This is a genomic window from Xaviernesmea rhizosphaerae (assembly GCF_001938945.1).
GTDB lineage: Bacteria > Pseudomonadota > Alphaproteobacteria > Rhizobiales > Rhizobiaceae > Xaviernesmea > Xaviernesmea rhizosphaerae.
In genome coordinates this window covers 79,692-99,721 of the sequence record NZ_MKIO01000024.1, presented here as the reverse complement: position 1 = coordinate 99,721, position 20,030 = coordinate 79,692, and the positions used below count along the sequence as shown (strand labels likewise).

At 65.6% G+C, this 20,030-nt stretch carries 15 protein-coding genes; 6 read left to right on the top strand and 9 right to left on the bottom strand.

The window, feature by feature from the left end:
• Positions 1-11 precede the first annotated feature (11 nt).
• The 4 genes from BJF92_RS07630 to BJF92_RS07615 all read right to left on the bottom strand — a co-directional run bounded on the left by BJF92_RS07630 (position 12) and on the right by BJF92_RS07615 (position 3,455).
• Complete coding sequence (locus BJF92_RS07630; RefSeq protein ID WP_075634155.1) at positions 12-401, bottom strand: DUF2794 domain-containing protein; 390 nt, start codon at positions 399-401, stop codon at positions 12-14.
• Positions 402-662: 261 nt separating this feature from the next.
• Positions 663-1,460: a DUF1223 domain-containing protein gene (locus tag BJF92_RS07625; protein WP_075634154.1), complete on the bottom strand. Its 798-nt coding sequence runs from the start codon at positions 1,458-1,460 to the stop codon at positions 663-665.
• Between the two features lie 292 nt (positions 1,461-1,752).
• Positions 1,753-2,964 (bottom strand): multidrug effflux MFS transporter, encoded by a 1,212-nt coding sequence (locus BJF92_RS07620; protein WP_245294695.1) that lies wholly within the window; start codon positions 2,962-2,964, stop codon positions 1,753-1,755.
• A gap of 5 nt (positions 2,965-2,969) precedes the next feature.
• Positions 2,970-3,455, bottom strand: a complete 486-nt coding sequence (locus tag BJF92_RS07615; protein WP_075634153.1) for a MarR family winged helix-turn-helix transcriptional regulator — start codon at positions 3,453-3,455, stop codon at positions 2,970-2,972.
• Between the two features lie 285 nt (positions 3,456-3,740).
• Between BJF92_RS07615 and BJF92_RS07610 the strand changes: the two genes are divergently transcribed.
• From BJF92_RS07610 to typA, 5 genes are all read left to right on the top strand, one after another.
• The gene (locus tag BJF92_RS07610) at positions 3,741-5,801 is read left to right on the top strand and encodes a M3 family metallopeptidase (RefSeq protein WP_075634152.1); all 2,061 of its coding nucleotides are present in this window, start codon (positions 3,741-3,743) and stop codon (positions 5,799-5,801) included.
• A 170-nt stretch (positions 5,802-5,971) separates the two neighbouring features.
• On the top strand, positions 5,972-6,958 hold the full coding sequence (locus tag BJF92_RS07605; protein ID WP_075634151.1) for an ABC transporter ATP-binding protein: 987 nt from the start codon (positions 5,972-5,974) through the stop codon (positions 6,956-6,958).
• Positions 6,955-7,794, top strand: coding sequence for an ABC transporter permease (locus tag BJF92_RS07600; RefSeq protein WP_078057914.1), 840 nt, complete (start codon positions 6,955-6,957; stop codon positions 7,792-7,794). Before BJF92_RS07605 ends, BJF92_RS07600 begins: the two co-directional genes overlap by 4 nt.
• Before the next feature lie 3 nt (positions 7,795-7,797).
• Positions 7,798-8,661 (top strand): ABC transporter permease, encoded by an 864-nt coding sequence (locus BJF92_RS07595; protein WP_078057913.1) that lies wholly within the window; start codon positions 7,798-7,800, stop codon positions 8,659-8,661.
• Positions 8,662-8,829: 168 nt separating this feature from the next.
• Positions 8,830-10,659 (top strand): translational GTPase TypA, encoded by a 1,830-nt coding sequence (typA, locus tag BJF92_RS07590; RefSeq protein ID WP_075634149.1) that lies wholly within the window; start codon positions 8,830-8,832, stop codon positions 10,657-10,659.
• Positions 10,660-11,194: 535 nt separating this feature from the next.
• Here typA and BJF92_RS07585 read toward each other — a convergent pair.
• The 4 genes from BJF92_RS07585 to BJF92_RS07570 form a co-directional block, all read right to left on the bottom strand.
• The gene (locus tag BJF92_RS07585) at positions 11,195-11,767 is read right to left on the bottom strand and encodes a CarD family transcriptional regulator (RefSeq protein ID WP_075627262.1); all 573 of its coding nucleotides are present in this window, start codon (positions 11,765-11,767) and stop codon (positions 11,195-11,197) included.
• A 629-nt stretch (positions 11,768-12,396) separates the two neighbouring features.
• Positions 12,397-12,738, bottom strand: coding sequence for a ferredoxin FdxA (gene fdxA / locus BJF92_RS07580; RefSeq protein WP_075634302.1), 342 nt, complete (start codon positions 12,736-12,738; stop codon positions 12,397-12,399).
• Positions 12,739-13,191: 453 nt separating this feature from the next.
• Entirely contained in the window at positions 13,192-13,608 is a 417-nt protein-coding gene (locus BJF92_RS07575; protein WP_078057912.1) for an RNA-binding S4 domain-containing protein, read from the bottom strand.
• 6 nt (positions 13,609-13,614) lie between these two features.
• The gene (locus BJF92_RS07570; RefSeq protein WP_078057911.1) at positions 13,615-16,902 is read right to left on the bottom strand and encodes a helicase-related protein; all 3,288 of its coding nucleotides are present in this window, start codon (positions 16,900-16,902) and stop codon (positions 13,615-13,617) included.
• Positions 16,903-17,300: 398 nt separating this feature from the next.
• Between BJF92_RS07570 and BJF92_RS07565 the strand changes: the two genes are divergently transcribed.
• On the top strand, positions 17,301-18,599 hold the full coding sequence (locus tag BJF92_RS07565) for a PQQ-dependent sugar dehydrogenase (protein WP_075634148.1): 1,299 nt from the start codon (positions 17,301-17,303) through the stop codon (positions 18,597-18,599).
• Positions 18,600-18,679: 80 nt separating this feature from the next.
• On the opposite strand, the gene phbB is transcribed toward BJF92_RS07565, so the two are convergent.
• Positions 18,680-19,405, bottom strand: a complete 726-nt coding sequence (phbB, locus tag BJF92_RS07560; RefSeq protein WP_075634147.1) for a beta-ketoacyl-ACP reductase — start codon at positions 19,403-19,405, stop codon at positions 18,680-18,682.
• Positions 19,406-20,030 lie beyond the last annotated feature (625 nt).

Genomic DNA, 20,030 nt, shown 5'->3' with positions numbered 1-20,030 from the left:
GGCCCTGGATGTCAGCTCTTGATCACCTTGAACATCCGGTCGAAAACCTTCAGCACCTGCGCCAGATCATGGCCACGCTTGAGGATCATGCCATGGGTGTTGACGACACTGTAGGCGCCCTGCTTGGCGGCGAGCTTGGGGCTCTTCTCGATGCGGAACAGCGGCATTTCGCCGGAGCGCTTGAACACCGAGAAGACGGCGCGGTCCTTGAGATGATCGAGCGCATAGTCGCGCCACTCGCCATCACCGACCATGCGCCCATAGACCCAGAGGATGCGGTCGAGTTCGCGCCGGTCGAAGGTGACGGGGAGCGGGTCCCTGGCGCTGCGATAATCCCTGAGATCGACGACGATGCCCTGTGACAAGGCCTCGCCTGCGGGCGGTTCCGTCTGATTTGCCATGCCTCGTCCCGGTGCCTCTTCCCAGTCGCCATGCTCCAGCGCGCGGTGGATCGCTTGAGATCGACCCTCGCGCGCTTGAGGCTCTTGCCTGCGAAACATGCCGTAAACCGCAAACTCGCTCCCGAGGTTCCGGGCGTCATGTTTTATGACTGCAGGGTGACAGTGTGCCCGAGCCGGCGGGAAATGCAAGACCGCCGTCGGGGTCAAAACCCGGGCAGGACAGGCGTTCGCTGACCAGAACGGGCTTTCGAGCCCGGGAGGTTAGCGCTTGACCTGCACCATGTCGGAGGGCTGCGTGGTCGCATTGGTCAGCACGGTGGCGCCGAGGATCGGCCCCGGCGTATCGCCATCCTTCATCTGCTGCACGAGAATGGCGACACCGCCGCTATCCTCCTCCTTCAGCACCGTGGCGGGCAGCACGAAGCTTGCATGGGTGCCGTCCCACATGCCGATGGTCTGCACGTCACGCACGGCGTTCATGTAGGAAATGGTGCGGCCGTTGTTCTCGCCGCGATGCATGGTGACGACCTTCTGCGGCGCGAAATAGACGGCGACGACATTGGCCTTGGTCGCGGCCGTGGCGCCGCCGGCCTGCGCGCCGACCTCGATGTCGATCTCGTCGCCCCGGCGGATGGCGGCCACCGCAAGGTCCAGACCCTCACGGTCCTGCTGCATCTCGTCCAGGCGGCGGTTGATGCCGGCGAGATCGCCGCCATTCATATGTTCGCGGCCGTTCAGCACGGCCTGGGGGGTATAAACGCCGTTTTTGCCGAAGCTGCGGGAATAGGCATATTGACGCGCCGTGTTTTCCTTGGTCGCCAGCGTATCGGCCCAGCCGCGGAAATTCCAGTAATCGATGTGGTAGCCGAGCGCGATCACCTTGCCGCTCTCCACCAGCTTGCGCAGCGCCGCATCCGCCGGCGGGCAGGAGGCGCAGCCCTGGCTGGTGAACAGCTCTACCACCCCGAGCGGCACCGTTTCGCCCGCACGGCTCGATGCCGCACCCAGGAGGAGCGCAGAGCCGAGGATAGCGAGACGGAACAACAGACGATCAGGCATGCGGAAACCTTCGCATCGAAGTGGTTCGATTAAATTAAAACATCTGATGGCGGCAGCTGTTCTCTTACGCCGATGGCCCTTCAACCCCAAGTCAAATCGGAGTGACACTCCCGGCACCGCAAAGGGCCCGGCACCGCACAAGGCCGGCAGCGCGACAGGCCCGGCACTGCGAGAGACCAGGTATCGCAAAAGGGAAATCCGGCAGGACGGAGGAGGAGTGTTGCGGCAGGCGGCCGCCCGCATCAGCCTACGGCGCCGTCTCCCGATGGCAGCTGCCGGTCTTGGCGCAGGCTCAGGCGGCCGGAGGGTCTAGAACCTGGCGGCGTGTCTGCGCCTGGAAGGCCAGATAGCTGACGACGGCCGCAAACAGCATGGTTGGGATGATCGCGCCGAAGGCATCCAGCGGCGTGCCGACGAAGGAGGCGGCCAGCCCGCCCAGAAAGCCGCAGCCCATCTGGATGAAGCCCAGCATGGCCGAGGCCGATCCGGCGATATGCGGGAAGGACTGCAGCGCCACCGTGGTCATATGCGGAGTGAGGAAGGCGATGCCGAAGGCGGAAAAAGCGACCGGCACCATGATCGACAGCAGGCTCGGCGTCAAAAGATGCACGGAGGCGAGGATCATGACACCGCCCAGCCCGCAGGCCAGAAGCCCGATCTGCACGGCCCGCTCGCCGCCCGTCCAGCGCGCGGTCAGCCTCAGCACCACCGAGCCGAGGAAATAGAAGCCCGACTGCATCAGCATGCTCAGACCGAAGGCGGTCGGCGACAGGCCGACCCGGTCGATCAGGATGAAGGAGAGCATAGTGGACTGCGCATAGAGCGCACCGATCGCCCCGCCGAGCACGCCGACGGCAGCGAGGAAGCGCCCGTCGCGCAGGATCTCCGCGTAAGCACGCAGCAGCCGGCCCGGACGGGCCCGCGTCCGGTCGGGCACGGTCGTTTCCCGGAGGTAGACCAGGATGGCGAGCATGGTCATCAGGCTGAAGCCCATGAGCAGGAAGAAGATCGAGCGCCAGCCGAACGCCGCCAGCGCCAGCCCGCCCAGAGCGGGCGCCATGGCCGGACCGATGGCCAGCATGATGCCGATCAGGTTCATGATGCGCGAGGCCTCGGCGCCGGTGAATTGGTCGCGCACGATGGCCCGCGCAACGGTGATGCCGACGGAAGCGCCGATGCCCTGGATCATGCGGCCGAAGATCAGCGTGTCGATATCGGGGGCGAAGGCGCAGGCGAGGCTGCCCGCCAGATTGATACCGAGAAAGGCGAGCGTCGCGCTCTTGCGGCCGAAGGCATCGGAAAACGGTCCGGCCATCAGCTGGGCGAGCGCGAAGCCGCCGAAATAGACCGAGAGCGTCAGTTTGACTTCGGAGGGTGTGGTCAGGAAGGCGCGCACCAGCTCCGGCATGGCCGGGGTATAGATCGACATAGAGATCGGCCCGAGCATGGCAAGCAGCGCGCCGATCAGGCTGGTGCGCCGGGCGCTCATCGCGGCCCTGGTCATGCCGGTCACGTGCGGTCCTCCCGGGACGGCGTGCGCGTGGGGGGACAGCCATCGACGGCCTGGAGATTGTCGCGCAGCGTCAGCAGGCTGAGGCGCAGCGCCGCACGCGCCTCCTCGTCCAGCCCGTCGGTGACATTGTCCATCATCGTCCTCAACGAGGCCTGGATCGACAGCACGATGCCATCGGCCTGATCGGTCAGCACCACATGCTTTGCCCGGCGGTCGGTGGGGTCTGCCACCCGGCTGACGAGGCCGAGACCTTCCAGCCGGTCGAGATAGGTCGACAGCGTCATCGGCTCAATGCCCATGCGCTGGGCGATCTCCGCCTGCTTGATGCCCTCGCTGGCGGCCACCTGCACCAGCGCCCGCGCCTCGCCCGGCGTCAGCCCCAGGCCGGCGGCGAGAATCGTCCGGTCGAACGCGCCGCGCAGCAGGCGGGAGACATCGGTCAGCAGCATGCCGATCGTATCATTGGGAAGCTTGACGGACATGAGGACCCTGAGGGCGAAAGGAGATGGGCGGGAGGAGCGGCAACGGTAGCGTGTCACCATCCGAGGCTAATCATAAGCTTTCCTTATCATTAGACGCTCCACGCGGCAAGTAGACGGTTGCCGCGCCGACGATGCGCTCTTGCCTCAATAGAGCCCCATGGGCCAGAAACAAGGAGAGGACGCGGTTTGTGGCGGCGGTGCTTCGCAGCAGCCCTGCCCGCCGATATGGACCTGCCGATTTGGACATGCCGATTTGGATATGCCGACCTGAAAGGACGACGCCTGATGACTGCCGAACCCGCCATCGCCCCCGCGCTTTTCCAGTGGACGGGCCATGAAGGCCTGCCGCGCTTTACGGCGATCCGCGACGAGGACTTCGCCCCCGCTTTCGATGCCGCGCTGGCCGAGCATGCGGCCGAGGTGACGGCGGTCGCCGAAAATCCCCAAGCCCCGACCTTTGAAAACACGGTGGTGGCGCTGGAAATTGCCGGCGACACGCTGTCGCGCGTCTCCGCGCTGTTCTGGAACCGGGCCGGCGCCCATACCAACGACACGATACAGGCGCTGGAACGCGAGATCGCGCCGAAAATGTCGCGCCATTATTCCAGGATCGGCACCGACCCCAAGCTCTTCGCCCGCATCGACGCGCTGTGGCAGGCGCGCGAGACGCTGGGCCTCACTCTGGAACAGTTGCGCGTGCTGGAGCGCCACTGGAAAGGCTTCGTCAAGTCGGGCGCCCGGCTCGACAAGCCGGCGCAGGACCGGCTGGCGGCCATCAACGAGCGCCTGGCGAGCCTTTCGGCTGCCTTCGGCCAGAATGTGCTGAAGGACGAATCCGGCTGGTCGCTGATCCTCAAGGACGAGGCGGAACTGGCCGGCCTGCCGGATTTCCTGCGCGAATCCATGGCCGCAGCCGCCCGCGAGCGTGACGAGGAGGGCGCCTATGCCGTCACGCTGTCGCGCTCGATCATCGAACCCTTCCTCACCTTCTCCGAGCGGCGCGACCTGCGCGAACAGGCCTTCGCCGCCTGGGCAGCGCGCGGCGCCAATGAAGGCCCGACCGACAACCGCGACATCGTGCGCGAGATGCTGGCGCTGCGCACCGAGACCGCCGGGCTGCTCGGCTACAAGACCTTCGCCGCCATGAAGCTCGAAGACACCATGGCCAAGACGCCGGAGGCGGTGAACGGTCTGCTGATGCAGGTCTGGGATAAGGCCGTGGCGCGGGCGCGGGCGGAAGAGGCCGACATCGCCGCGCTGATCGCCGAGGAGGGCCGTAACCACCCTGTCATGCCCTGGGACTGGCGCCATTATGCCGAGAAAATCCGCGCCCAGCGCTTCGCCTTCTCCGAAGCCGAGCTGAAGCCCTATCTGCAGCTTGAAAAGATCATCGAGGCCTGCTTCGACGTGGCCGGCCGCCTGTTCGGCATTAAGGCGGTCGAGGTGAAGGACGTGCCGGCCTATCACCCCGATGTGCGCGTCTTCGAGATCCGCGACCGCACGGGCGCGGTGATCGCCCTGTTCCTCGGTGATTATTTCGCCCGGCCCAGCAAGCGCTCCGGCGCCTGGATGAGCGCCTTCCAGTCGCAGCACCGGCTGCGGCTGAAGAACGGCGCCGAAGGCGAGCGGCCGATCATCTACAATGTCTGCAACTTCGCCAAGCCGTCCGAAGGCAAGCCGGCGCTCCTGTCGCTGGATGATGCCCGCACGCTGTTCCACGAGTTCGGCCACGCGCTGCACGGCATGCTGTCGGATGTCACCTACCCCTCCGTCTCCGGCACCGGCGTCTCGCGCGATTTCGTCGAGCTGCCCTCGCAGCTTTACGAGCACTGGCTGACCGTGCCCGAGATCCTGAAGCACTATGCCCGCCATGTGGAGACGGGCGAGCCGATGCCGCAGGCGCTGCTGGACAAAGTTCTCTCTGCCCGCAACTTCAACGCCGGCTTCAACACGGTGGAATTCACCTCCTCCGCACTGGTGGACATGGCCTTCCACACCCGCACGACGGTGGAGGATCCGATGGCGGTGCAGGCTGAGGTGCTCGGCGAGATCGGCATGCCCGCCTCCATCGTCATGCGCCACGCCACGCCGCACTTCCAGCACATCTTCTCCGGCGGCTATTCGGCCGGCTATTATTCCTACATGTGGTCGGAAGTGCTGGATGCCGATGCCTTCGCCGCCTTCGAGGAGACCGGCAACGTCTTCGATCCGGCGCTGGCCGAGCGCCTGAAGACCCATGTCTATGCGGCCGGCGGCGCCGTCGACCCGGAAGAGACCTACAAGGCCTTCCGCGGCCGCCTGCCGAGCCCGGACGCGATGCTGGCCAAGCGCGGCCTGGCGGCCTGAGGGACTGCGCCGCGCGCAGACCGACACCACCCTGCAGCCGGCCGATGCCGGCTGCTTCCCCGGCCATCGGCCAGGCGGACCTGATCAGGCCCGTCCGGGCGCGCGACAGCCCCGTCACGCCCCTGTCGCAGAACCCGCATAGGGGAGACGGTCCGAAAGGGATCCTCCTCATGCCGCCCATCATCGACGCCCGCACGGTCAGCAAGGTCTTCCGCCAGCGCCAGAGCACGGGCGGGTTTTCGGGCGCGCTGCGCGGCTTCTTCGCGCCGGTCACGAAAGAGGTGCGGGCGGTGGAGGAGATTTCCTTCGCCATCGAGGCGGGCGAGGCGGTCGGCTATCTCGGGCCGAACGGCGCCGGCAAATCGACCATGATCAAGATGATGACCGGCATTCTCGCGCCGTCCTCCGGCAGCCTGTCCGTGCTTGGCCGGCGGCCGATCGAGGAGCGCATCGCCAATGCGCGCGAGATCGGCGTGGTCTTCGGCCAGCGCAGCCAGCTCTGGTGGGACCTGCCGCTGAACGACAGTTTCGACCTCGCCCGCCATATCTACCGTCTGCCGGAGGCGCAGTTCAAAGCCAGCCGCGCGGAGATGGTGGCGATGCTTTCGCTCGAAAGCTTCATCGACCGGCCGGTGCGCCAGCTGAGCCTCGGCCAGCGCATGCGCGCCGAGATCGCCATGGCGCTCCTGCACGCGCCGAAGATCCTCTTTCTCGACGAGCCGACCATCGGGCTCGACGTCGTGGCCAAGGATGTGGTGCGCAAATTCCTCGCCCGCATCAACCGCGAGCGCGCCACCACCATCATCCTCACCACGCACGATCTGCAGGACATCGAGGAGATCTGCCCGCGCCTGATCATGGTGGATGATGGCCGTCTGCTGTTCGACGGCCCGCTGCCGGCGCTGCGCACCACCTTCGGCGCGCGGCGGCGGCTGACGCTGGATTTTTCCGCCGATCCCGGAGAGCTGATCCTCGACGGCGCAAGGCCCCTGCCGTCAGAGGGGCTGCGGCGCGACTTCGAGATCGCCGATGACGAGCGTTCGCTGATCGACCTGATCCGCGCGCTGCCGGCCGGCGCGCCGCTCAGCGACGCCCGCCTGCACGAGCCGGGCATCGAGGAGGTGATCCGCACCCATTATCAGGGGCGCTCCGCATGAGCGCCCCTGCTCTCAAATTCGCCGCGTTCCACCCCCTGGCCTTGCGGCCGCTGGCCGCCTTTGCCACAGCCGCCGCGCGCCAGCAGGCGACGCATCGCTCCGAGCTTCTGGCCATGGCCTTCGGCGCCTTCATGGATGTCTTTGCCCGGATCTCGATCTGGAAGGCGGTCTATGCCGGGCGCGAGGACATGGCCGGCATCAGCCTGGCCGAGATGATCACCTATGCGCTTGTCGGCAGCACCTTCCTGTCCAGCTGGGATGCGGCGCTGATCGTGCGCGAGATCGGCGCCGCCATCCGCAGCGGCCAGATCGGCGCGACCCTGATGCGCCCGGTCAGTTTTCCCGGCATGCTCTTCGCCGAACAGCTCGGGCCCCGCCTGCTGCAGTTTGCCGTGGTTTGCTTGCCCGTTATCGCGATCCTCGCGTCCGTCTATGGCATCCAGCCGCCGGCGAGCCCCGGCCATTTCCTGCTGTTCGTAGCGCATGTGGCGCTGTCGACCACGCTGCTGTTCCTGATCGCCATCTTCTTCGGCCTTCTGTCCTTCTGGGTGCTGGAGGCCCATTCGCTGGAATGGTTCATGCGCGGCCTGACCGCGCTCCTCTCCGGCGGGCTGGTGCCGCTCTGGTTCTTTCCGCCGGCGCTGGGCGCCTTCGCCCACGCCCTGCCCTTTGCCTGGATCACCTACTACCCCATGGCCTGCTATCTCGGCCGCGCGGATCTTTTCACCAGCACCCTCCTGTTTGCCGCCGGCGTCGGCTGGGCTCTGGTGCTCGGCGCCTGCATCGCCGTGCTCTGGCGGCTCACGACGCGCCGCGTCACGGTTCAGGGAGGCTGAGCCATGGTGGGGCGTGAGGACGCGACATCGGACAGCATGACCGGCGAGGTGAGGGCACCGGCGCCGCCCGGCATCAATCTGGCGCTCTACTGGCACCTGATGCGGCTGCGCGCCCGCACAAGGCTGCAATATCGTGCCAGCCTCGTGCTCGCCTGGATCTCGCAGGGCTTCGGCTATGCCGGCACCTTCGCCTCCATCTGGGTGATCCTCAACCGCTTCGGGGGCTTAGGGGGCTGGAGCTGGCCGGAAATGGCCTTCCTGCTCGGCTTCCACACCTTCGCCTATGCGATCGGCGCGGTCTTCACCTTCACCCAGTTTCGCGGCATGGACGCCATGGTGCGCGAGGGCGAATTCGACATGCTCCTGGTGCGCCCCGTCAATCCCTGGAGCTTCATCGTCTTTTCCGGCGTGGACCTGCAATATGGCAGCCATTTCGTGCTGGGCGCCGGGCTGATGATCACGGGCGCTGCGGCCCTGCCGCTCGCCTGGGATGCCGGCCTGATGCTTCGCTTTCTCGCGAGCCTCTTGAGCGCCGCGCTGCTGACGGGCGCGATGTTCACCATCATCGGCGCCTTCGCTTTCGTGCTCGGCCGCTCGCGTTATGTCTTCGGCCTCTATTTCGACCTGTGGGAGCTTTCGCGCTATCCCATCGGGATCTATACCGCGCCGCTGCAGATCATCCTCTTCACCGTGCTGCCCTTCGCCTATATGTCCTTCGTCCCCGTCTCGGTGATGATCGGCAAGCCCGTGCCGCTTCTCGGCGGCGCAGCACCGGTTCTGGCGCTGGCGGCGGGGCCGATCCTGGCCCTTATGGCAGCGCTCTTCTGGCGCGCCTGCCTGCGCCGCCATCAGGATATCGGCGGATGAGAGGGCTTTTCCGGTCAGAAAACCCGCCTTTTCGGCAAACTCCTTGTCAGGGGCGGGCTGTCCGGCGCCCCCGCCCCCTTTCGCAAATGCGGAAAACAAGGTATAGGCGCGCCAACGAAACCGGAGCGCGCTGCGGCAGCACTCCCCAAGCCTCAGAGAACATCGGTCATGAAACTTCGCAACATCGCGATCATCGCGCACGTTGACCATGGGAAGACGACGCTCGTCGACGAACTTCTCAAGCAGTCCGGCTCGTTCCGCGAGAACCAGCGCGTCGCTGAACGCGTGATGGACTCCAACGACCTCGAAAAGGAACGCGGCATCACCATCCTGGCCAAGGCGACCTCGGTCGAGTGGAAGGATACCCGCATCAACATCGTCGACACGCCCGGCCACGCCGACTTCGGCGGCGAAGTCGAGCGCATCCTCTCGATGGTGGACGGCGCCATCGTTCTCGTCGACGCTTCGGAAGGCCCGATGCCGCAGACCAAGTTCGTGGTCGGCAAGGCGCTGAAGGTCGGCCTGAAGCCGATCGTGGCGATCAACAAGATCGACCGCCCCGATGGCCGCCATGAGGAAGTCATCAACGAAGTCTTCGACCTCTTCGCCAATCTCGACGCCACCGACGAGCAGCTCGACTTCCCGATTCTCTACGGTTCGGGCCGCGATGGCTGGATGAACTACAATCCCGAAGGTCCGAAGGACCAGGGCCTTACCCCCCTGCTCGACCTCGTGCTCAAGCACGTGCCCGAGCCGACCGTCGAGGAAGGCCCGTTCCGCATGATCGGGACGATCCTGGAAGCCAACCCCTTCCTCGGCCGCATCATCACCGGCCGCATCGCCTCGGGCTCGCTGAAGTCGAACCAGCCGGTCAAGGTATTGGGCCAGGACGGCCGCGTCATCGAAAACGGCCGCATCTCCAAAATCCTCGCCTTCCGCGGCATCGAGCGCCAGCCGATCGAGGAAGCCCAGGCAGGCGACATCGTCGCCATTGCCGGCCTGTCCAAGGGCACGGTCGCCGACACCTTCTGCGACCCCTCGGTCAACGAAGCCATGACGGCACAGCCGATCGATCCGCCGACCGTCACCATGTCCTTCATCGTCAATGACAGCCCGCTGGCCGGCACCGAAGGCGACAAGGTCACGAGCCGCGTCATCCGCGACCGCCTGTTCAAGGAAGCCGAAGGCAATGTCGCGCTGAAGATCGAGGAAGCCGAAGGCAAGGATTCGTTCTTCGTCTCCGGCCGCGGCGAATTGCAGCTCGCCGTCCTGATCGAGACCATGCGCCGCGAAGGCTTTGAGCTTGCCGTCTCGCGTCCGCGCGTCGTCATGCACAAGGACGAAGAGACCGGCCAGACCATGGAGCCGATCGAAGAAGTCGTCATCGACGTGGACGAGGAGCATTCCGGCGTCGTCGTGCAGAAGATGTCCGAGCGCAAGGCCGAAATGACCGAGCTGCGCCCGTCTGGCGGCAACCGCGTGCGCCTGAAGTTCCTGGCCCCCACGCGCGGCCTGATCGGCTACCAGTCCGAACTGCTGACCGACACGCGCGGCACGGCGATCATGAACCGCCTGTTCCACAGCTACCAGCCGTTCAAGGGTCAGATCGCCGGCCGCGTCAACGGCGTGCTGCTGTCGAACGGCTCGGGCGAAGCCGTGGCCTATGCCATGTTCAACCTGGAAGATCGTGGTCCGATGATTATCGAGCCGGGCGAGAAGGTCTATGCCGGCATGATCATCGGCATCCACTCGCGCGACAACGACCTCGAGGTCAACGTGCTCAAGGGCAAGCAGCTGACCAACATCCGCGCCGCCGGCAAGGATGAAGCCGTCAAGCTGACCCCGCCGATCCGCATGACGCTCGACCGCGCGCTGTCCTGGATCCAGGACGACGAGCTGATGGAAGTCACGCCGAAGTCGATCCGCCTGCGCAAGATGTTCCTGGACGCCAACGACCGCAAGCGCTTCGAAAAGAGCCGCGCCTCCGGCGCCGCCTGAGGCATCGCGCCAGGCATATCGAGATCAGCCGGCAGGATTTCCTGCCGGAAAGCACGCCGGCCCTCCGGGGTCGGCGTTTTGCGTTGTGGTGACCGGTAAATAGGGCACGGCACGCGCCTGTGTCAGAAACCTGAAAAGAGCACTCAGTTCGATCCTCTCTCTTTCTGTTGTTGCATCGGATTTTCCCAAAGGCCGACTGATCGCTTCGCGATGCCTGGAGCTTCGAGGCAGAGGCGCAAAGTCCTCGTTTCGTCATGCTCGGGCTTGTCCCGAGCATCTGCAAACGCCTGATATATAGATGACTCACTGACCATGGCAGATCCTCGGGACGAGCCCGAGGATGACGTCCCGCGTGATGGTCATCTTTGCCAAAAATCTCAAAATTCGCACGTGATGCTCAGACCTTTGTCTATGTCTTTTCATCGCTTTTCGTCATCGCAAAACCGCCTCCCCTTTTCGCCCCGATGCGCCAACAAAAAAGCCCCGCCGTTTCCGGCAGGGCTTTTGGTCTGTGCTGGCAGATTGAAGAAGGCGCTTACGCGGCCTCTTCCTCCTGGGCTTCGTCTTCTTCCACGGTCTTGCCGCGCTTCGGACCCTTGCTCAGGTTGGTTTCCACCAGACGGATGGCTTCGGTGCTGGACATTTTGTTGACGGCCGCGATTTCACGGGCCATGCGATCCAGGGCAGCTTCATAGAGCTGGCGCTCGGAATAGGACTGCTCCGGCTGGTTCTCGGCGCGATACAGGTCGCGAACGACCTCCGCGATCGAGATCAGATCGCCGGAATTGATCTTGGCATCATATTCCTGGGCGCGACGAGACCACATGGTGCGCTTCACGCGAGCCTTACCCTGGACGACCTTCAAGGCGCGCTCGACGAAGTCGGTTTCCGACAGCTTGCGCATGCCAATGCTGACGGCCTTGGCCACCGGCACCTTCAGACGCATCTTATCCTTCTCGAAATCAATCACGAACAGTTCGAGCGTCATGCCCGCTACGACCTGTTCTTCAATGGCGACGATTTGACCCACGCCATGAGCGGGATAGACGATGGACTCGCCCGTCTTGAAGCCATGGCGGGTAGAAGACTTTTTCTGCTGGGTCGTCATACGAATCAAAAACTCCCTGTTACGCACCCGGCCTGTTCAAGGCCGGGGCCGGGCAAGGCGGCCCGGATGGAAAGGGGCACCCACGGGTGTCTCCGTACTGAGCCACGCGCCAGCGAAAGACAAAGGTTCCTCGATGCGGCACAAATCGGCAACGGGCGTTGCGTTCTGGGAGTGAGCCGCGTCAGGGAATCTCGTGCTTTCGTGAGGCTTCGGGACACAAAAGGTCCGCAATATGGAACAGTGTGGCAAAGCTAACACAAATAATGGCGGAAATCAATAATTTGGTTGCGCAGCCGATTCGACCCGCAAACCGTTTCTTAACGGGCGGGCTGGCAGGCAGGATGCCGGTCGGCAGCGGCCGCGATGGCCGCATGATGTCAGCGGAACAGGGCGGCGAATGCGCCGCCATCGACAGGCTGCCGATCAGGGCCGGCGGCCGTCTTCCCGTTCCTATCCCGCACAGGCTTGCGCGGGGCTTGTGCTGCCGCGGATCGCACGCAATGCGGCGCCGGCAGCCGGACCACCGGGCTGGAAATCCCAGGCAATCCGATGTCCCCTTTTTTCGTTTGCACCGGATGTTTGCAAAAGCCGGTGAACGGCTTTCGCTCCGATGCCGTCATCCCGAGCGCTCAGGCGTCGCCGGTGCCGGGATTGGGCGAGAAGAACTTCTCGTACTTGCCGTCCACGCCGTCCATCTCCTTGGCTTCCGGCAGCGGATCGCGCTTCACCGTAATGTTCGGCCATTGCGGCGCGAATTCGGCGTTGAGCTTCAGCCACATGTCCAGACCCTTCTCGGTGTCCGGCTTGATGGCGCCCGCAGGGCATTCCGGTTCGCAGACGCCGCAGTCGATGCATTCGTCCGGATGGATGACGAGGAAGTTCTCGCCCTCATAGAAGCAGTCCACCGGACAGACCTCCACGCAATCGGTATATTTGCAGCGGATGCAATTGTCGGTCACGACATACGTCATGAGGGTCTCCAAGAGGCTTCGGTTCGGCAGCCGGGCCGCAGGGTCTCCGGCCATCCGGGCTTGCGAACCACGCAAGCGATGACAGGGTCTCAAGCGTCGGCAGCGCGTCCTGAACGATGTCCGGCGGGCAGGAGCCGCCAGCCTTTCCGCTCAAGCAGGGGTCGACAGGCAACCGGTCGAGGCGACCCGCAAAGCAGGGGCCGACCGGTGATCGAGCAACGAGGTAAAGGCTTTGCGGAGCCATTGCAAGGCCATTTCCTTTCAAGGAAAACCGCATCTGGAGAACGAAGTTCCATGAGGAAGGCGGATGCGCTCGGCCACGCCGGGCAAGGATCGCCACAGCGCCCCACTGTGAGGGGGAAGCAGCCGACAGGGGGATATGACAGGGCAAGGTCGAGATGCACCGCAGCCGGTGCGCGGCAGGGCCGCTGATGGGCGGCAGGAGCTGCCCGGTCAATCCTCGTCGGGATAGGGCGTCAGCGCGTCGATCTCGCGCCGCTCCTTCTTCGTCGGCCGGCCGGCTCCGCGCTCGCGGGTGGCGATCTCGTAAAGTGTCGGCCGGTTCTCGGGATCCTGCGGCGGCGTCAGATCCTCATAGAGGAGCCGCGCCTCCTCATAAGGCCCGCGCCGCGTGCCTGATGCCAGCACCTTGACGATGCGGTCCTGCCGGTCGAGCGAGAGGGTGACGACATCGCCCGGCTTGACCTGGGCGGAAGACTGGCTGACGCGCACCGCATTGACGCGCACCAGACCCTGCTCGATCGCCTTCTGGGCGATCGAGCGCGATTTCTGCAGCCGCGTGAAGAACAGCCATTTGTCGAGCCGCTGGCGCTCGCCAGCCATTCCCGTCAGCCGCTGTTCCTCCGCCATGGCCTGCTACTTCTTCATCTGTTCCTTGAGCGCGGCCAGCTTGGCAAAGGGCGAATCCGGATCGATCGCCTTCTCCTTGCGCGGCGGACGGGCCTCGAAGGTCATCGGTGCGCCCTTGCCGCCGCGGTCGCGGTTGTCGCGCTCGGGACGATCGCGATGGCGCTGCTCGCGCCGATCCTCACCCCGGCCTTCACCGCGATTTTCGTTGCGCGGCCCGCCGCGATTTTCGCGACCCTCGTGCTTTTGCCCGTCGCGGCCGCGCTGCTCGCCACGCCCGCCATCCTGCCGGCCAGCATCACGCCCGCCGCCATCGCGCTCATCCCGGCGGCCGCCGCCGAAGGACTGCCCGGCCGGGCGCTCGCCGCCCTGGCCATCGCGGCGCTCGCCGCGCGGCTGCTGGTTGCGGCCGTCTTGAGGACGCCCATCCTGAGCGCGGCCTTCCTGGCCGCGGCCTTCGCCGCGATTGCCGCCACGGCGCTCGCCGCCACGGGCATTGTTGCGCGCGGGGCGCTGATTGTCGCTGCGTCCGCCCGGACGCCAGAGCAGAACCGGCTTGGCTTCGACAGGCTCGGCCACAACAGCGGCCTCGCCGTCCTGAGACGGGGCCTCTTCGGCGGAGGGGACAACCTCGGCCGGCGCTGCTTCTTCAGCAGAAACTGCCTCTTCGGCCGGCGCCTCGGACGCTGCGGGTTCTTCAGAGGTTTCGGCATGAGCCGTCTCGACCGGCGCTTCGCCCGCCTCATCCGCAGCCGTGGCGCTCTCTTCGGCCACGGCCGGATCAGCAGCGGGGGCATCGGCGGCAGGTGCCTCTGCGGCAGGCTTGGCGGCAACGTCCTGCGCGGCCAGATGCGCCTGCACCTCTTCCGCCTTCAGCGCGTCGGCGCGGTAGCCGAGGCCCTTGAGGATTTCTTCCATATCGTCCGGCGTGGCGCCGAGGATCGACAGCATGGCCGTGGTGGTCGTGAAGCGGCGGCCGTCATAGGCGCCTTCCGGACGCGGCGTCGTGCCCGGCTTCCACTGCAGAAGCGGGCGGATGAGATCGGCCAGCCGCTCGAGAATATCGATGCGCACGGCGCGCTTGCCGAGGAAGCGGAAGCCGGCGAGCTTGTAGAACATCCGCTCATAGGAGGGATCGGTGACGACGGAGGTGCGGCCGGCGGCGAGCACCGGGATCAGGTCGCCATAGCCCGGCTTGTCCAGCCCGTCATTCTTCAGCGCCCAGAGCAGCGTGATGAGCTCGGCCGGGGCCGGCTTCAGGAGCGCGGGCATGAAGATGTGATAGGCGCCGAAGCGAATGCCATGGCGACGGATGGAGGCGCGGGCCTCCTGATCCAGCGACTTCACTTCCTCGGCGACATCGCGACGGAAGAGAACGCCCAGATTTTCCACCAGCTGGAAGGCGAGGCCCTTGGCCATGCCCTGCAGGTCTTCCGCGCGCGAGAGATCGTCGAGCGGCTTGAGCACCGTGGAGATGTGATGATTGACGAAGCGCTCGATGCGGGCGGCGACGTGATCGCGGGCCACGCCCTGCAGACCCTCGTCGGCGAGCAGAATCACGCGCGGGCGCATGATATGATCGCTCGCCGAAAGGCGGGCGACGGGATCGCCCAGCCAGCGCACCGTGCCGTCGGAGCTCAGCGCGAGATCGGCATTGCCGGCGGCATGCAGCCGCGCTGCGCGCGCCTCGAACTCCAGCGCCAGCGCCTTCTGCGCGGCGCCCTGTACGGCGCGTGCGTCCAGCCCGTCGGTCGTCTGGGCAAGGGAGAACCGGAACCCGGCCAACTGTCCCACATGATGCCCCTCGACGAAGACATCGCCATTCACACTGATTTCCGCTTCCAGCATTGCATTCTCTCTCAGCCGCTTCATGAGCACGGATGTCCTGCGGTCAACGAAGCGTTTCGTCAACCTTTCATGTAGCGCATCGGACAATCGGTCCTCGATTTCTCGCGTCTTTTGCTGCCAGTGTGTCGGATCGGCCAGCCAACCGGGCCGATTGGAAACATAAGTCCAGGTCCGGATCTGAGCGATTCGCGCCGAGAGCGTGTCGATTTCGCCGTCCGTATGATCGGCGCGACGCACCTGCTCGGCCATGAAATCCTCGTTGACGCGGCCATGGCGCACGAGATCGGTATAGAGCGTGGCAATGAGATCGGCATGCTGGGCCGGGGTGATGCGGCGGTAATCCGGCAGGGCGCAGACATCCCAGAGCGTCTCCACCCGATCGGCCCGGTTTGCCAGCGCGGCGACGCTGCCGTCGCGGCTGAGGAAATCGAGCGCCTGGACATCGACGGCCGGCAGCGCCCGCGTCAGCCCCTGCACGCCCGGCGGCCGCTCCAGGCTCTTCTTCAGCGCGGCGACGGAGGCGAAGTCCAGCGCCTTGGAGCGCCATTGAAGCACGCGCACGGGATCGAACTCGTGGGATTCGATGCGGTGGACCAGTTCCTTGTCGAAGGGCTCCACCCGGCCCGTGACGCCGAAGGTGCCGTCGCGCAGGTGACGGCCGGCGCGGCCGGCGATTTGGGCCAGCTCGCCCGGATTGAGATTGCGGAACTGGTAGCCGTCATATTTGCGGTCCTGGGCGAAGGCGACATGGTCGACATCGAGGTTCAGGCCCATGCCGATCGCGTCGGTGGCAACCAGATATTCGACATCGCCTTCCTGATAGAGCGCGACCTGCGCATTGCGCGTGCGCGGGCTCAGCGCGCCCAGCACCACGGCCGCGCCGCCGCGCTGGCGGCGGATCAGCTCGGCAATGGCATAGACCTCCTCGGCCGAGAAGGCGACGATGGCCGAGCGCTGCGGCAGGCGGGTGATCTTCTTCGAACCGGCATAGAGCAGCTGCGACAGGCGCGGCCGCTCCACCACGGTGATGCCGGGCAGCAGCTGTTCGAGGATCGGCCGCATGGTGCCCGCGCCGAGCAGCAGGGTTTCGGCCCGGCCGCGCAGATGCAGGATGCGGTCGGTGAAAATATGGCCGCGCTCGAGATCCCCGGCCAGCTGCACCTCGTCGATCGCCACGAAGGCGGCGCGGGTCTCGCGCGGCATGGCCTCGACCGTGCAGACGGAATAGCGCGCCATGTGCGGCGTGATCTTTTCCTCGCCGGTCACCAGCGCGACATTGTGCTCGCCAACGCGGTCGACCAGCCGGCCATAGACCTCGCGCGCCAGAAGCCGGAGCGGCAGGCCGATGACCCCGGATTCATGGGCCACCATGCGCTCGATGGCATAATGGGTCTTGCCGGTATTGGTGGGGCCGAGCACGGCGGTCACGCCGCGCCCGCTTAAGATCATGGGTTGGATCGACACGTCTTCATTCCCGGCATGCGCCGTCTGCTTGCTGACCCTGCCGATTCGCGCGCCGCCAGGGATCCGCGGCCCCGCGCTCGAACACGGGGCCGCCATGATGGATCATCCCCTACAGATGACGCCGCCAGCGCCCGATGACAAGAGCCACGCCCTGGCCGCTGCGCGGATTGGCGGCAAGGCCGGCAATAACCGAGAGTTGACCCGGCCGTGAGGAGACGGCGGGGCCGCGCGCGCTACCTCGCAAGACTGAACCCACCACCCGCCGTCCCATGGCCAGCGCCATGGGCATCATGACCCGCGCGCCGCCCCCTGGCCGTGCTCCGGGAGATCGACGAGGACAACGCATGCCCCGCCTGCTTCCCCCTAGCCTTCCTGCCCACAAAATGCGTGCCATCACCTGCACCGCCGCGCTCGTGGCGCTTCTGGCGGCCTCCGTCGCGCCGCCGGCGCTGGCCCAGCAATCGACAGGCGACACCTCGCCGATCGACCATGTGGAGGGACAGCCCCCGGCAACGGGCGCGGAGGCGACCCCGGCAGGCCGGCCGGTCGAGACCCGGGCCGCCAATGCCCCGGACCAGAAGCCGGCTTTCGCCGGCCAGACCCGGGCGCCGCAGCCGGCAAAGATGCCCGATATCGCCCACAAGGCCGTAGCCGTCGGTCTGCCGCAGCTCTGGGCCATGGAATTCCTGCCTGACGGTCGCATGCTGGTGACGGCGAAGAAGGGCACGCTGCATCTCGTCGCCAAGGACGGCGCCTCGGTCATGGCGGTGGCAGGCCCGCCAAAGGTGGTTTCCAGCGGCCAGGCCGGGCTTCTCGATGTGGCGCTGGCGCCAGATTTCGCCCAGTCCAAGCGGATCTATCTCTCCTATTCGGAGCCGCGCGAGAAGGGCAACGGCACCTCTGTGGCCACGGCCGTGCTTACGGAAGACAAGCAGGGCGCGCGGCTGGAGGATCTCAAGGTGATTTTCCGGCAGATGCCGGGCTATGACAATACCAAGCATTACGGCTCGCGCCTCGTCTTCGACCGCGACGGCGCGCTCTATGTCACGGTGGGCGAGCGCTCGGATGCCGAGACCCGCGTCTTCGCCCAGGATGTCGACAGCGGTTTCGGCAAGGTCTTCCGCATCACGCCGGAGGGCAAGGCAGCCGAGGGCAACCCCTTTGCCGGGCGAGACAAGGCTCAGGCGGAAATCTGGAGCTACGGCCATCGCAACCTGCAATCGGCGGCGCTCGACGGCCAGGGCAGGCTCTGGACCGTGGAACACGGGCCGCGCGGCGGCGACGAGCTGAACCGGCCGGAGGCAGGCAAAAATTACGGCTGGCCCGTCATCACCTATGGCCTGGATTACAGCGGCAAGCCGATCGGCGAAGGCATCACCGCAAAGGAAGGCCTCGAGCAGCCGGTCTATTACTGGGATCCCGTGGTCGGCCCCTCGGGCATGGTATTTTACGATGGCGACCGCATTCCCGAATGGAAGGGCGCCTTCCTGATCGGCGGCTTGGTCTCGACCGGCCTCGTCGTTTTGCACATAGACGCCGACAAGGTCTCCCACGAGGAGCGCGTGCCGCTTGAGGCCCGCATCCGCGATGTGCAGGTGGGGCCGGACGGCGCGGTCTATGCCGTCACCGAGGACCCCGATGCCGGCACCTCCTCGATCCTGCGGCTGGACAAGGCAGGCTGAGGACGACGCTGGCTTAAAAAACCAGACAGGGGCAGAACCGCGCACGGAAATCCGTTTCGCGGTTCTGCCCGATCCAATAATCAGACGAAGAACTGGCCGCCATTGGCCGAGATCGTCGAGCCGGTGATGAAGCCCGCATCGTCGGAGGCGAGGAACAGGACGCAGCGCGCAACTTCCTCGGGCTCGCCGAGGCGGCCCACCGGGATCTGCGGGATGATGCGCTCGTTCAGCACCTTCTCGGGGATGGCGCGCACCATTTCCGTGCCGATATAGCCGGGGCAGATGGCATTGACGGTGATGCCCTTGGCGGCGCCTTCCTGGGCCAGCGCCTTGGTGAAGCCCAGATCGCCGGCCTTGGCGGCAGAGTAATTCGCTTGGCCCATCTGGCCTTTCTGGCCGTTGATGGAGGAAATGTTGATCACCCGGCCGAAGCCGCGATCGCGCATGCCCGACCAAACCGGATGCGTCATGTTGAACAGGCCGGTCAGGTTGATGTTGATGACCTCGTTCCACTGCTGCGCCGTCATCTTGTGGAACATGGCGTCGCGCGTCACGCCGGCATTGTTGACCAGCACCTCGACCGGGCCCAGCGCGGCCTCGACCTCGGCAATGCCGGCGACGCAGGCGTCATAATCCGACACGTCCCACTGGAAGGTCTGAATGCCCGTGACCTCGCTGAAGGCCTTGGCCTTTTCGGCATTGCCGGCATAGTTGGCGGCAACCTTGTAGCCGGCGTTCTTCAGCGCCATCGATACGGCCGCGCCAATGCCGCGCGTTCCCCCGGTGACCAGTGCGACCCTGCTCATCTGTCTATCCTCCGCTTGTCCGGCTTCATGCCTGGGTTGATGCTCGATCTTGTCACTCTGTCGCAGCCTCCCCTGCGGGAGCCTGCCTTTCAGCCGGCAGCGGCCGGCATCCTCTGGCGCCGCGCAGGCGGAACCGGGGCGATATCAATGCCCTGGGGTGCACGACCCCAGCCTAGAGCATCGGACTGAAAACAGTCCTCAGTGCGATGCTCTAGATTTTTGTTTTTGGCATCGGATTTTTCCGAAAACCGGTTCCCACTTTTCGGTCCGATGCCCTAAGTCACGGCGGAAGCCGGACTGCGCCGCACGATCCGCTTGCGCCCTGCCATCGCCGGCAGGCTGCGCTCTGCACACTTCATGCGCGCATTGGTGTGAGATTGCAAATCCGGGAAGGCCATCTCCACAGCCGGCTGTGATTTTCAGCTTTGTCTGTACCTCTTGCAGGACGGGCAGTGATGCACCGGCTGCCATCCGGGCGGGAGCGCCGCCGCCCTGAAAGAGGTGCAGGTCGTCCGCGCAGGCAGGATGACACCCTCGAAAACGCCGATCAGCGCGCCTCATCTGGCATCGGATACAGCCCGTCGCTCTTGCTTTTTCGTCTTCTGCAACGGACCGAAAACCGGGG